Raw genomic sequence first — 13163 nt, 5'->3', positions numbered from 1 at the left:
CCGGGGGGCACATGGGGGCTATCGTGACCTCGAGGAATTTGTCCACGCCGCCTAAAGCGCCGGATTGTTGTAGCAGTGCCAGGTGAAGATCGCCGCGGCGCCCCGGTGCGGGCGCCACTGCTCGGCCAATGCGCGGGCTTCCTTCTCGCTCGGGCGCGCGTCGAGGCAGAGGATCTTGTGCATGCCCGCCTGCACGGCGAGGTCGCCGGCTGGCCAGATGTCCGGCCGTCCTTCCGCGAAGAGCAGATAGACTTCCGCCGACCAGCGGCCGATGCCCTTGATCCGCACGAGCTGTGCAATGGCCTCCTCGTCGTCGGCGGGGAGGTTGCCGAGGTCGAGTGATCCTGCTGCCACCAGCTCGCAGAGCGAACGCGCATAGCCTTGTTTCTGGCGGGAAAGGCCGCAGGCGCGCAGGGCATCGAAGTCGGCGGCAAGCAAGGCATGCGGCGCGATCTCGGGTCCGAGCAAGGCTTCCATCCGTGCCCATACCGAAGCGGCGGAGGCAACCGAAACCTGCTGGCCGACGATCGTGCGCAGCAGGGTGGCATAGCCGCGCGCGCGAATGCGCGGTTCGGGGTAGCCGGCGCGCTCCAGTGCGCGGGCCATGGCCGGTTCGCGCGCGGCGATTTTGTCAAGGCCAAGTTTCAGTGCGCCGGCGCTCAAGCCCATCATGTGTCTTTCTTGCCAAAGGGGGACGCAGCCTTTAGCAGCCGTGGGCAAAGGCCGGAACAAGCATGTCATGAAACATGCTGGATCATAAAAGGAAAGACGGGAATGCCGCAGATTATTGTCGTCAACCAGGCGGGTGAAGAATCGACTGTAGAGGCCACCGTGGGCCGCACCCTGATGGAGACGATCCGCGACAGCGGTTTTGATGAGCTTCTGGCACTGTGCGGCGGTTGCTGCTCCTGCGCGACCTGCCATGTCCACATCGATCCGGCCTTCGCCGACAAGCTGCCGGCGATGAGCGAAGACGAGAACGACCTGCTCGACAGCTCCGACAACCGCAACGCCTATTCGCGCCTGTCGTGCCAGGTGCCGGTGACCGACGCGCTCGAAGGCTGCAAGGTCACGATCGCCCAGGAAGACTGATTGGCGATCTGTCGGGCTCGCCGCAGCATGGCGGGCCCGATGGAGGTGGTGATATGCCGCCGTTCGGCTGCAAACTTTCAGTGCCTAAAGCGCAAATCGTTTGCGCCTTGCGCTTCGCGTTCCTAGTTGTGCGGACATGACTGCTCCTGCACCCCAGCGCACCACGCTCGACCTCATCGGCAACACTCCGCTCGTTCTGCTCAAGGGCCCCAGCGAAGCTGCGGGCTGCGAGATCTGGGGCAAGTGCGAATTCGCCAACCCCGGTGCCTCGGTGAAGGACCGCGCGGCGCTGTGGATCGTGCGTGACGCCGAGGCGCGCGGCGAGTTGAAGCCGGGCGGAACGGTGATCGAGGGCACGGCGGGCAATACCGGCATCGGCATCGCGCTGGTCTGCAACGCGCTCGGCTACAAGGCCGTGATCGTGATGCCGGACAACCAGTCCAAGGAAAAGATGGACACCTTGCGCGCGCTCGGTGCCGAACTGGTGACGGTGCCGCCCACCAAGTTTGCCGATCCCAACCACTTCGTCCACACCTCGCGGCGCCTTGCGGCGGAGACGGAAGGGGCGATCTGGGCCAACCAGTTCGACAACATCGCCAATCGCAAGTCGCATATCGAGAGCACGGCGCCGGAAATCTGGCAGCAGCTCGAAGGCCGGATCGACGGTTTCACGTGTGCGGCGGGCACCGGCGGCACGATCGCCGGCACCGGCATGGGCCTCAAGGCCTTTGACGAGAGCATCACGGTTGCGCTGACCGATCCTTATGGCGCGGCGCTCTACAACTACTATGCGCATGGTGAACTGAAGGCCGAAGGCAGTTCGGTTGCCGAAGGCATCGGCCAGGGCCGGATCACCGCCAATCTCGAAGGCGCGCCGATCGACACCCAGTTCCGCATTTCCGACGAGGAGGGCCTCGAATGGGTGCGGCGCCTCTTGTCGGAAGAAGGGCTGTGTCTGGGCCTGTCCTCGGGCATCAACGTGGCCGGTGCGGTGGAACTGGGCCGCAAGCTGGTCGCCGAGGGCAAGCGCGACGTGCGGGTTGCGACGATCCTGTGCGACACCGGCTTCCGCTACCTCTCCTCGCTCTACAACCGCGAGTGGCTGGAGGCGAAAGGCCTGCCGGTCTTCCCTTGGCTCGCAAGCTGAGGTAAACGGCCTGTCGATGGCAGGAAACATTCCGCCCAATTTGATCGAACCGGTCGCGACCGCGCAGCATTTCGTGCCGCCGTCTTCGCGCGAGTTGCGTGCGCAGGCGGTCCACCGCCTGCAAGTGGGCCTGTTCGGGCTCTGCGCGATGCTGCTGATCGTCGGGCTCGCAAACATCATCATGGACCGCGCGCGTCTTGTCGATGCCGAGGATCCGATCCGCGACGTGGTTGCCGTCGATGCCAAGCCCAAGCGGCCGGTCGCCGATCCGCTGGCCGACATCGGCGTCATTCCCTCGCCCGAGGCCTCGCCGACGCCCAATGCCACCGATGGTTCGCTCGACAGCGCCGGACCTGCGCCGCTCGCCACGCAGTAGGCGGGCTTCCGTGTCGTCCCGCGGCCTGGGTGTCGGGCTGACAGGTATCGGGTTGGCCGGTATCGCGCTGGCCGGTGCCGCGCTGCTGTGCGCCATGCTTTCTGGCTGTGGTTCCAACGCGGGGCGGGGCGAGGCGGCGCAGCGGCATATCGGCCTTTCCACCAGCCTCCCGCTGCTATGGGCGGAAAGTGATGATCCCAGGGAACTGCTGGCAGCGGATGCGAAGCCATCCTGGGCGGGGGCCTTGCTGGCCGAGCATGGGCAACTGACCCCGCTCGATACGCTTGCCGGCAAGGATGGGCAGTTGCCGCTTCCGGGCGATGCCCTGCTGGTGATGATCCAGCCTCGTGCCCTGTCCCCGCAGGAGAATCTGGCGCTCGACGCCTGGGTGCGCGGGGGCGGGCACCTGCTGCTGTTTGTCGATCCCATGCTGACGCAGGTTTCGCGCTATGCGCTGGGGGATCCGCGGCGCCCCGCCGATCTCGCGATGCTCTCGCCGATCCTGGCGCATTGGGGCTTGGTACTGGAGTTCGATGAGGCGCAGCCTGCCGGAGAGCGTCTGGTCCGGCTTAGGGAAGGCTCCTTGCCGGTGAACCTACCGGGACGATTCCACTTATTGGGGAATTCCGGGGATGGATTCCCCGATCGGGGAAATCACGGGATCGCGGCGCAGGATGCGCGATCGGGGAAAAGCGGGGATGCCTTGGCGCGCTGCCGTCTCGAGTCCTCGGCAATTCTTGCCGACTGCGTTCTGGGGCGGGGGAAAGTCCTTGCATTGGCGGATGCCGCCTTGTTCGAGGGCCCGGACGCCCGGGTTTCGTTGGCCGACCGGCGTGATCTGCTTTCCCGCCTGCTTTCTCGTGCGGAAAGTGGGGATTGACGGTAAGGCCCTAGGGAGGCCCCGTGATACGGGGTATTGCGAGCCATATTTTTCCTGAAAACAGCTGGTTATAGGGTTAATACGTGGTTGATGTGCGGCGCCTGTAGAACTGCGTAGTGCGGCGACCTGGGGGAATTACGGGTCGATATTCCCACCAATCCCCAAATTTCCCTTTTATCCCCGCCTGTCCCGCGATACAAAGGCACGCAATCGGAATGGCTGAGTCTCGCCGTGTCCCTGCATCAGCGGGGCCGGACCCTGCTGCATTGGCGGCGGGGGCGGGACCGGTTGTTTCGCGAAGGGCTCGGGGCACCGAGGAGGCTGGCCGGATTTACGGCCTGAACAGGGTACAAAGGGGCAAAGCGGCAGCGTCATGGCGGGGCGGCCATTCATCTACAACGGACAGGGCTTCTCGCTGCTACGCGACAAGAACCGTTTCGTGCTGCCCAACGCCTTCCGCCCCACCGTGCGCGAATCGAGCGGCAAGGACCTGCTCTGCCTCACCACCCATGATCGCTGGCCCTGCCTCGTCGGTTTCGGTCTCTCGCGCATCGAGGAGTTCGAGGACGAACTCAAGGAACAGCAGGAAATGGCGATCCGCGCCGGCAAGGACTTCGATGCGGACAAGCGCGCCAGCGATATTTACGCCTCCTACGAGGTACCCTTCGATGGTTCGGGCCGTTTTGTCCTGCCCGAAGACCTCGCCGCGCTCGCCGGCGTGACCGATCAACTCTACTTCCGCGGCAACGGTCGTTTCTTCACCGTCTGGTCGCCCGAAAGCCTTTACGAAATGGACGATAGCTGGAAGGCGGCGCAGACCGCCTGCAAGAGCCTTGCCGCCAAGGATCTGGCGAAAGCAGGCCGCAAATGACCGGATCGCGCACTATCCCCGAGGGTGTCCCTCACGTGCCCGTGCTCCTTGAGGAGGTCGTCGCCGCCCTGAACCCCCAGGGCGGCGACGTCATCGTCGACTGCACGCTGGGGGCGGGTGGCTACACCCGCCGTCTGCTTGATGCGGGCGCGACGGTCCATGCTTTCGACCGCGATCCCGACGCGATTGCCGCGATCGAGGAAAACCGTGGAAAATGGCCCGAGCTGGACCTCAGCCCGCCGCGCCTCGTGTTGCACGCGCGCCGCTTCTCGGAAATCGTCGAGGGGCTTGAAGAAGCCGGAGTCGGTCAGGTCGACGGCGTCGTCATGGATATCGGCGTTTCCTCCATGCAGCTCGATCAGGCGGAGCGGGGCTTCTCGTTCGGTGCCGACGGACCGCTGGACATGCGCATGAGCCAGGACGGGCGCTCGGCCGCCGACTTCGTCAACGAAGGGGATGAAGCGGAAATCGCCGACGTGCTGTTCCAGTACGGCGAGGAGCGCCAGTCGCGCCGGGTGGCCCGCGCCATCGTTGCAGCGCGTCCTCTCGCCACGACCGGTGATCTGGCCCGTGCGGTGCGCAAGGCGCTGGGCTACAACCCGGCCTACAAGGGTAACAATGCCCCGAAGGATCCGGCGATCCGTACTTTCCAGGCGATCCGCATCCACGTGAACGGCGAACTGGACGAACTGGAACAGTGCCTGTCCGGCTCGGAAGCGGTGCTGCGCGAGGGCGGGCGGCTTGCGGTCGTCACCTTCCACAGTCTCGAGGACCGCATGGTCAAGCGCTTCCTGCGCGATGCGGCGGGGCAGGGCGGCACCACTTCGCGCCACCTGCCGCAACTGGGCGGCGGCGTAGCGCCGACGTTCGCGAAGCTGTCCAAGGCGATCCGGCCCGGCGAAGCCGAACTCGAGGCCAACCCCCGTTCCCGCTCGGCCACGCTGCGCAGTGCCGTGCGGACCCAAGCCCCCCAGAAGGCGCCCAAAGGCACGACGCGCCGTAGCAACGACAGGAGTGCAGCATGAACCTCACGCGAGACCGCGTCCATTCGATCGGGTGGATTTCGGTACTGCTGGTCTGCGGCGCGGCGACGATCGCCCTTACGCTCCGGGTCAATGCGGTGAAAAGCCAGGTGCACGATACCGAGAACCGGATCGTGCGCGTGCAGCAGTCGATCAATTTCCTCGAGACCGAGTTCCAGACCCGCTCGAACCAGCAGGCGCTGAACCAGCTCAACGATCTGGAGTTCGGCTACAAGGCGCCGTCCGCCGCCCAGTACATCGAGGGTGAGCGTCAGCTTGCTGCGCTGGGCAAGCCGATGGGGCCGGGTGCGCCGCAGCCGATCCGCTATGCCAATGCTTCGGACGAGGGGGCGTCGCAGGAGCAGGACCAGGCGCAGGGCGGCGGCCTGCTGGCGATGGTCTCACCGGTCGATCCCGCGCATGCGGCCACGCCGCCCCACCGCTCCGGCGCGGGCGAGAAGAGCCGCGATCCCGAGCGTGAGGAAATGCTGCGCAATGCCTCCGACCTCGGCAAGCGCCTGGCGCGCATCGAAGTGGCGGAGGCGTCGCAGCAGTGAACGCACCCGCCTTCCCCACGGGCGCGATCCCCACGATGGTCTCCACCGGACGCCGCAAGCTGGTGAACGTCAGGCAGCGCTCGCTGCTTGTCGCCAAGCTGCGCACCTTGTGGATTCTGGGGGTCTTTGCACTCGTGGGAGGCTTGGCGCTGACGCGTATCTGCTGGCTGGGCATCACTGGCCCGGGCGGCCGTGACGGCGACCTGTCGGGCCTGCTGGTGCCCCATCGCGGCGAGATCGTCGACCGCAACGGGGTGCCGCTCGCGCGTGAGTTCAATACTTATTCGCTGTGGTTCAATCCCAAGGCGATGAGCGAAGGTTCCTCGCTGATCCACACGCCCGAGCAGGTCGCGGACGGGCTCATCCGCATCTTCCCCGATCTCGACCGCGCCGAACTGATCGCCAAGCTGCGTTCTGGCAAGCCGGGCTATCTGCGCAAGACGATCCTGCCCGAAGACGCCAACAAGGTGCACGCATTGGGAGAGCCTGCGCTCGAATATCCGATGGAGGCGACCCGCTACTACCCGCAAGGGTCGCTGGCGGCATCGGTGCTGGGCTATGTCGATACTTACGGCAAGGGCCAGGTCGGCATGGAGGAGGCTTTCGACAAGCAGCTCACCAGTGCCGAAGGCCGCGCGCACCCCTCGGTCCTGTCGATCGACTTCCGAGTGCAGAGCGCGCTGGAGGAAGAACTGGCGCGCGGCATGGCGCTCAGCAAGGCCAAGGGGGCGGCGGGGGTCATCCTCGACGTCGATTCGGGCGAGATCCTTGGCCTCGCCTCGCTGCCCTCGTTCGATCCCAACCATGTCCAGCCTTCGGACCTGATGATCACGCCCGAGCAGGCCGCCCAGGGCGATGTGCCGCACGGCTTCAACCGCGTGACCAACCAGGTCTACGAACTGGGCTCGACCTTCAAGCCGATCACCGTTGCGGCCGCGCTCGATGCGGGCACGATCACCGATCTGCGTCGCCGCTGGTCGGCCGCGCCGCTGCACGTGGCCGGTTTCACGATCCACGATTTGCACAACTACGGCTCTTCGCTCAACGTGCTGGAAACGCTGATCCACTCATCGAACGTCGTTACCGCGCAGATCGCCGATGAACTGGGCGGCGTGCGGCTGAAGAAGACGATGGAATCGCTCGCCATGAACGAGCGTCCCTACGTCGAGCTTCCCGCCCGCGGTTTCCCGCTCTGGCCGCGCGGTGACTGGCCGCGCCTGCGCACGATGACGGTATCCTATGGCCACGGCATCGCGGTGACGCCGCTGCATCTCGCTTCGGCTTATGCGGCGCTGGTCAATGGCGGCATCTGGCGCCCGGCAACGCTCAAGAAGCTCGACGCCGCGCAGATTCCTGCCGGGCGGCGCGTGTTCACCGCCGCCACCAGCGCGCGAATCCGCCAGCTTCTGCGCATGATCGTGTCCTACGGCACCGGCCGCAAGGCTGACGCGCCCGGCTTCCGCGTCGGCGGCAAGACCGGTTCGGCCGAAAAGCCGGGGGCGGGCGGTTATCGCCACCACTCGCTGATCGCCACCTTCGCCGCCGCGTTCCCGATGGACCGCCCGCGCTATGTCGTCATTGCCATGATGGACGAACCGCAGGGCACCGAGGCGACCTCGTTCCAGCGCACGGCCGCCTGGAACGCCGCGCCCGTAATCCAGCGCGTGGTGCCCCGCATCGGGCCGCTGCTGGGCATCATGCCCGACGAGACCCGCGATATCGACGTTTCCGACCTCAAGCCGCTGATCCCGGCTGGTGGTGCTGAAGAGTGAGCCCTGACGAATGAAGCTGAATACCCTCTGCGCTGCTGCTGACATTGCTGCCCCGGCAGGCGCGGACGTGAATGTCACGGGTTTTGCCATCGATCACCGCAAGGTTGCGCCCGGAACCGTCTTTGGTGCCTTCAAGGGCGCCCGGTTCAACGGCGAGGATTATATTGCCGCTGCCATCGAGGCCGGTGCAGTAGCCATTGTCGCCAGCCCTGAGGCCAGGGTGGAAGGTGCGATCCACTTTGCCGCCGATGAGCCGCGCCACCTGTTCGCGCGCCTTGCCGCGCCGTTCTATCAGCCGGTGCCCGAAACGCTGGTGGCCGTCACCGGCACCAATGGCAAGACCTCTACGGTCGAGTTGACCCGCCAGATCTGGCGCATGGCCGGCCACCGTGCGGCGTCCATCGGCACGCTTGGTATCACCACCAGCGACGAGACGGTTTCGACCGGTCTCACCACGCCCGATATCGTCACGTTCCTGGCAAACCTGACCGGCCTGGCGCGCGAGGGCGTGTCTCACGTGGCCTATGAGGCATCGAGCCACGGTCTTTCGCAGTACCGGATCGAAGGTCCGCGCGTGGCCGCGGGAGCCTTCACCAACCTCTCGCGCGACCATCTCGATTACCACGCCGACATGGACGACTATTTTGCGGCCAAGATGCGCCTGTTCGACGAAGTGGTCGTCGATGGCGGCACGGCCGTGATCTGGGCTGACGACGAATGGTCGGCCAAGGCGATTGCCCGGGCCGAACAGCGTGGGCTCAAGGTTTTCACCGTGGGTGCCAATGGCACCAGCATCCGCCTCTCGGGTCGCACGCCGGGCGGACTCGGCCAGAAGCTGCAGCTCGAGCACGACGGGAAATCCCGCGTGCTCGAGCTGCCGCTCATTGGTGCCTATCAGGCCGCCAATGCATTGGTCGCAGCAGGGCTGGTGCTGGCGACGGGCGGTGATGCCCATACGACATTCGATGCACTGAAGCGCCTCGTCACCGTGCGCGGGCGACTGGAGCGGGCGGCCATCTCTCCGGTTGGCGCGCCGGTCTATGTCGACTATGCGCATACCCCCGATGCACTGGAGGCGGCGATTGCCGCGCTTCGACCCCACGTTGAAGGACGTCTGATCGTGGTGTTCGGCGCGGGCGGCGACCGCGATCAGGGCAAGCGCCCTGAAATGGGCAAGGTGGCGGCAGAGGGGGCAGACCTCGCCATCGTCACCGACGACAACCCGCGCGGCGAAGACCCCGCCGCGATCCGCGCCATGGTGCTTGCCGGCATGGACGGTAAAGGGCGCGAAATCGGCGACCGGCGCGAGGCGATCCGCGCGGCCGTAGCCGAAGCCAGGCGCGGGGACATCGTCCTCGTTGCCGGAAAGGGGCACGAACAGGGGCAAATCATCGGCAGCGGCGACACTGTTCGCGTGCTGCCATTCGACGACGTTACCGTTGCCAGGGAAATGGCCGGTACGGTTGGAAGGTAGGAATGCCATGAACGCTCACGCCCGGATTCTCGAATGGCCCGTTGAAGCGGTCGAGGACTTGACCCAGGCGCTGTGGGATTCGGCCACACTCGCGCGGGTGATGCAGGGTAGGGCCAGTGGCGATTTCACCGTCTCCGGTGTCGAGATCGACAGCCGCGACGTCCAGCGGGGCGACCTGTTCTTTGCCCTGAAGGGCGAGACGATGGACGGCCACCGCTTCGTGGAAGGCGCTTTCGCCAAGGGCGCGGGCGCGGCGGTGGTGGACCGGCCGGTAGACGGCCCGCACATCCTGGTCGAGGATACGACCGAGGCGCTGGAGCGGCTCGGCGCGGCGTCGCGTGCCCGGGCGCGCGGCCCGATCATCGGCGTCACCGGGTCGGTCGGCAAGACCGGCGTCAAGGAGGCGATCTTCGACGCGCTGGAACGTGCAAGCCGGGGTGACGCGCACCGTTCGGTGAAGAGCTACAACAACCATGTCGGTGTGCCACTCAGCCTTGCGCGCATGCCCTCGCGCGCCCGTTTCGGCATTTTCGAGATGGGCATGAACCATGCAGGCGAGATCGCCGCACTGACCCGTCAGGTGCGCCCCAACGTGGCGGTCATCACCACCATCGCGCCCGCGCATATCGAGATGCTGGGGTCGATGGAGGCGATCGCCGACGCCAAAGCCGAGATTTTCGAGGGGCTGGAGCCCGGCGGGATTGCCGTGATTCCGGCCGACAGCCCCTATTTCCATCGCTTGAAGGAAGTGGCCGAGGCGCTGGGCGTCGAAGTCGTTTCGTTCGGCAAGGCGGCCGATGCGGGCGTGCGCCTGCTCGATACGGTTCCGGCCATCGGCGGCGGCTCGCTGGTGACCGTGGACATGCGCGACCGCCGGGTCTGCTACACGGTGGCGACGCCGGGCGAACATCACGTGATCAATTCACTTGCGGTCATGGCCGCGGTGCGCGCGGTCAAGGGCGACCTTGGTGCCGCCGGCGTGGCGCTCGCCGAGATGGGCGGGTTGCCGGGGCGCGGCGCGCGGCTCCAGATCGACGTTCCGGGTGGGGAGCCCGATGCCCAAGGCCGTCGCCGCGCTCTGCTGATCGACGAGAGCTACAACGCCAATCCCGCCTCCATGCGGGCGACGCTGGAGCAGCTGGGCCGTACGCCCGCCACGCGGCGGATCGCGGTGCTGGGATCGATGAAGGAGCTGGGTGAGCACGGTCCGGCCTTTCACGCGGAACTTGCGGTGCCGCTGGCTGCGGCCAAGGTCGATTATGCGGTTCTGGTGGGGGGCGAGATGAGCCCGCTTGCCGACATTCTGGCCGATGTGCCTGCGAATGCTTCAAAATCCCCGGAATCGGGGAAAACGGACAGCGTTCCGCTTGGCAAGGGCGTGCCCTTCGCGCATTGCCTGACTGTGCGGGAAGCTGCCGATGCGCTACGCGCGTTCGGGCTGGAGCAGGGCGACGTGATCCTGGTCAAGGGCTCGAACTCGGTTGGCCTGGCTTCTCTGGTAACGGAACTCGGTAAACAGGAAGGGTAGGGGGGGCTCCCCCGCAAGATGCTGTATCTGATCGCAGAATGGTTCCACTTCGAGGGGCTGTCCAACCTCTTCCGCTACCAGTCGTTCCGTTCCGGCGCGGCGCTGATGACGGCGCTGGGCCTTGGCCTGCTGATCGGTCCGCGCTTCATCAACATGCTGCGAGTCCGGCAGGGCAAGGGGCAGCCGATCCGCGAGGATGGCCCGCAGAGCCACCTCGCCAAGCGCGGCACGCCGACCATGGGCGGCCTGATGATCCTGACGGCGCTGGTCAGTGCCATGATCCTGTTCATGGATATGACCAACCCGTTCGTCTGGGCCTGCATCTTCGTGACCGTGGGCTTCGGAATCATCGGTTTCCTCGATGACTACGACAAGGTGTCCAAGCGTTCGACCGCAGGCCTTTCCAGCAAGCTGCGGCTGGCGCTGGAGTTCGTGGTGGCGGGCATTGCCGCCTACATCATCGTCAGCCAGCTCAATACCAACCTCTATGTGCCGTTTCTCTCGGGTCGCTACATTCCCTTGGGGCCGTTCTACTACGTCTTTGCTGCCTTTGTGATCGTCGGCGCGGGCAATGCCGTGAACCTCACCGATGGTCTCGACGGCCTCGCGACGATGCCGGTCATCATCGCGGCGGGGACTTTCGCGATCATCTGCTACCTTGCTGGCCGCGTCGACTATGCGACCTACCTCGGCATTCCGCACGTACCGCGTGCCGGTGAACTGGCGGTTTTCTGTGCCGGAATCATCGGCGCCTGCCTTGCCTTCCTGTGGTTCAACGCGCCGCCTGCCGCCGTGTTCATGGGCGATACCGGCAGTCTTGCGCTTGGCGGCGCACTGGGCTGCATCGCCGTCGCCGCGCACCACGAGATCGTGCTGGCGGTTGTCGGCGGGCTCTTCGTGCTCGAGGCGGCCTCGGTGATCATCCAGGTCTTCTGGTTCAAGCGCACCGGTCGCCGCGTGTTCCGCATGGCGCCGATCCACCACCACTTCGAACAGAAGGGCTGGAAGGAATCGACCGTCGTCATCCGTTTCTGGATCATCTCGATCGTCCTTGCGGTGATCGGGCTGTCCACGCTCAAGCTGCGATAAGCGCGTGATCGTCTCTCCCGCCTTTGCCGGAAAACGGTACGCGGTCCTCGGCCTCGCGCGCTCGGGCCTTGCCGCTGTGGAAACCCTGCTGGCCAGCGGCGCGCACGTCATGGCCTGGGATGCGCGCGACGAGCCGCGCCAGCAGATGGCGGGGCGCGTCGAACTGGCCGATCCGGTCACCGCGGATCTCACCGGATATGACGGCGTCGTCGTCTCGCCGGGCATTCCGCTCAACAGCCATCCCATCGCCGAAGCCGCGCGCCGCTACGGCGTGCCGGTGATCGGCGACATCGAACTCTTTGCGCTCGCCCGCGCAAGCCTGCCCGCGCACCGGGTGGTCGGCATCACCGGAACCAACGGCAAGTCGACGACGACGGCGCTCGTCCAGCACTTGCTCAAGTCGGCGGGGGTCGATGCGCGGGTCGGCGGCAATATCGGCGTGCCGGTGCTGTCCGCCGAGCCGTTGCCTGAGGGGGGCGTCTATGTGCTCGAACTGTCGAGCTACCAGATCGACCTGACGCGCAGCCTCGACTGCGACGTGGCGGCGCTGCTCAACATCACCCCCGATCACCTCGATCGATACGAGAACTTTGCCGGTTATGCCGCCTCCAAGGCGCGGCTCTTCGCGATGCAGGGGGCGGCGCGTCCGGGCGTGTTCGGCAAGGGCGATGCGGAAACCGCCGATATTGCTGCCGTCGAAAGCGCGCGCCGGGAGCCGGGCCTCGTGCGCGAGGTGGATGGCCACGAGATCGCCGCACTCCAGAAGAACTGGCCTTCGCTGCAGGGGCCGCACAACCTGCAGAACGCGGCCGTTGCCGTCGCCATTGTCGAGGCGCTGGGCATACCGGCTGGCAAGTGGAAGCCAGCGCTGCGCAAGTTTCGCGGCCTGCCGCACCGCATGGAGCGCGTGGCCGAGTTCAATGGCGTGCTCTACGTCAACGATTCCAAGGCGACCAACCCGGCCTCGGCAGCGCCTGCCATCGCCGCTTTCCCGCCCGCTCCAAACCCGCGCATCCACTGGATTCTCGGTGGTCTGCCCAAGGGCGACGACCTTGACGAATGCGCGCCGTTCTTCGGCAACATTGCTGCCGCCTACACGATCGGCGATGCCGGTCCGCGCTTTGCCGAGATCCTCGCGCCCCATACGCGTGTCCATCGCAGTGAGATGATGGCCGAGGCCATCCGCGAAGCCATGGCACAGGCCGTCCCCGGCGACGTCGTCATGCTCTCGCCGGCCTGTGCCAGCTTCGACCAGTTCCGCGACTATGAAGCGCGCGGACTGGCCTTCCGCCAGATCGTCGAGGCCTTGCTGGAAACCCAGGGAGAAGCGGCGGTCGCCGAGGAGAAGCACTAGG

13 protein-coding genes are annotated in these 13163 nt (G+C 66.1%); 12 read left to right on the top strand and 1 reads right to left on the bottom strand.

The features are described 5' to 3' along the window. Window positions 1-51: 51 nt before the first annotated feature. Window positions 52-669 (bottom strand): DNA-3-methyladenine glycosylase, encoded by a 618-nt coding sequence (locus tag CA833_RS01840; RefSeq protein WP_207079904.1) that lies wholly within the window; start codon window positions 667-669, stop codon window positions 52-54. A 105-nt stretch (window positions 670-774) separates the two neighbouring features. Here CA833_RS01840 and CA833_RS01835 point away from each other — a divergent pair, with 105 nt between their 5' ends. From CA833_RS01835 to murD, 12 genes are all read left to right on the top strand, one after another. Beyond that, window positions 775-1092, top strand: coding sequence for a 2Fe-2S iron-sulfur cluster-binding protein (locus tag CA833_RS01835; protein ID WP_142632573.1), 318 nt, complete (start codon window positions 775-777; stop codon window positions 1090-1092). Window positions 1093-1228: 136 nt separating this feature from the next. Then, window positions 1229-2239 (top strand): cysteine synthase A, encoded by a 1011-nt coding sequence (locus tag CA833_RS01830; protein ID WP_142632574.1) that lies wholly within the window; start codon window positions 1229-1231, stop codon window positions 2237-2239. A gap of 40 nt (window positions 2240-2279) precedes the next feature. Continuing rightward, window positions 2280-2615, top strand: coding sequence for a hypothetical protein (locus CA833_RS01825; protein ID WP_142632575.1), 336 nt, complete (start codon window positions 2280-2282; stop codon window positions 2613-2615). Between the two features lie 52 nt (window positions 2616-2667). Beyond that, window positions 2668-3495 (top strand): DUF4350 domain-containing protein, encoded by an 828-nt coding sequence (locus CA833_RS01820; RefSeq protein WP_207079037.1) that lies wholly within the window; start codon window positions 2668-2670, stop codon window positions 3493-3495. Window positions 3496-3868: 373 nt separating this feature from the next. Beyond that, on the top strand, window positions 3869-4366 hold the full coding sequence (locus CA833_RS01815; protein WP_142632577.1) for a division/cell wall cluster transcriptional repressor MraZ: 498 nt from the start codon (window positions 3869-3871) through the stop codon (window positions 4364-4366). Further along, window positions 4363-5391 (top strand): 16S rRNA (cytosine(1402)-N(4))-methyltransferase RsmH, encoded by a 1029-nt coding sequence (rsmH, locus tag CA833_RS01810; RefSeq protein WP_142632578.1) that lies wholly within the window; start codon window positions 4363-4365, stop codon window positions 5389-5391. The genes CA833_RS01815 and rsmH overlap by 4 nt, the downstream gene beginning before the upstream one ends. After that, complete coding sequence (locus CA833_RS01805) at window positions 5388-5945, top strand: hypothetical protein (RefSeq protein WP_207079036.1); 558 nt, start codon at window positions 5388-5390, stop codon at window positions 5943-5945. The genes rsmH and CA833_RS01805 overlap by 4 nt, the downstream gene beginning before the upstream one ends. A 35-nt stretch (window positions 5946-5980) precedes the next feature. Continuing rightward, window positions 5981-7717: a penicillin-binding protein 2 gene (locus CA833_RS01800; protein WP_185928754.1), complete on the top strand. Its 1737-nt coding sequence runs from the start codon at window positions 5981-5983 to the stop codon at window positions 7715-7717. A gap of 10 nt (window positions 7718-7727) precedes the next feature. Continuing rightward, a complete protein-coding gene (locus tag CA833_RS01795) occupies window positions 7728-9191 on the top strand; it encodes a UDP-N-acetylmuramoyl-L-alanyl-D-glutamate--2,6-diaminopimelate ligase (RefSeq protein WP_207079035.1) in 1464 nt (487 codons plus the stop codon). Between the two features lie 7 nt (window positions 9192-9198). Further along, complete coding sequence (murF, locus tag CA833_RS01790; RefSeq protein ID WP_207079034.1) at window positions 9199-10719, top strand: UDP-N-acetylmuramoyl-tripeptide--D-alanyl-D-alanine ligase; 1521 nt, start codon at window positions 9199-9201, stop codon at window positions 10717-10719. 18 nt (window positions 10720-10737) lie between these two features. After that, on the top strand, window positions 10738-11808 hold the full coding sequence (mraY, locus tag CA833_RS01785; RefSeq protein ID WP_142632583.1) for a phospho-N-acetylmuramoyl-pentapeptide-transferase: 1071 nt from the start codon (window positions 10738-10740) through the stop codon (window positions 11806-11808). 4 nt (window positions 11809-11812) lie between these two features. Next, window positions 11813-13162 carry a UDP-N-acetylmuramoyl-L-alanine--D-glutamate ligase gene (gene murD, locus CA833_RS01780; protein ID WP_207079033.1) on the top strand — a complete coding sequence of 450 codons (1350 nt, stop codon included), beginning with the start codon at window positions 11813-11815 and terminating at the stop codon, window positions 13160-13162. The last annotated feature ends 1 nt before the right edge of the window (window position 13163 follow it).

Source organism: Novosphingobium sp. KA1 (assembly GCF_017309955.1).
Classification (GTDB): domain Bacteria; phylum Pseudomonadota; class Alphaproteobacteria; order Sphingomonadales; family Sphingomonadaceae; genus Novosphingobium.
This window is presented reverse-complemented; position numbering and strand designations above follow the sequence as displayed.

Excerpts from the sequence above, each read along its gene's own strand:
- CA833_RS01840 (WP_207079904.1), bottom strand. The coding sequence starts at position 669 with ATGGGCTTGAGCGCCGGCGCACTGAAACTTGGCCTTGACAAAATCGCC.
- CA833_RS01835 (WP_142632573.1), top strand. The coding sequence starts at position 775 with ATGCCGCAGATTATTGTCGTCAACCAGGCGGGTGAAGAATCGACTGTA.
- CA833_RS01830 (WP_142632574.1), top strand. The coding sequence starts at position 1,229 with ATGACTGCTCCTGCACCCCAGCGCACCACGCTCGACCTCATCGGCAAC.
- CA833_RS01815 (WP_142632577.1), top strand. The coding sequence starts at position 3,869 with ATGGCGGGGCGGCCATTCATCTACAACGGACAGGGCTTCTCGCTGCTA.
- rsmH (WP_142632578.1), top strand. The coding sequence starts at position 4,363 with ATGACCGGATCGCGCACTATCCCCGAGGGTGTCCCTCACGTGCCCGTG.
- CA833_RS01805 (WP_207079036.1), top strand. The coding sequence starts at position 5,388 with ATGAACCTCACGCGAGACCGCGTCCATTCGATCGGGTGGATTTCGGTA.
- CA833_RS01800 (WP_185928754.1), top strand. The coding sequence starts at position 5,981 with ATGGTCTCCACCGGACGCCGCAAGCTGGTGAACGTCAGGCAGCGCTCG.
- CA833_RS01795 (WP_207079035.1), top strand. The coding sequence starts at position 7,728 with ATGAAGCTGAATACCCTCTGCGCTGCTGCTGACATTGCTGCCCCGGCA.
- murF (WP_207079034.1), top strand. The coding sequence starts at position 9,199 with ATGAACGCTCACGCCCGGATTCTCGAATGGCCCGTTGAAGCGGTCGAG.
- mraY (WP_142632583.1), top strand. The coding sequence starts at position 10,738 with ATGCTGTATCTGATCGCAGAATGGTTCCACTTCGAGGGGCTGTCCAAC.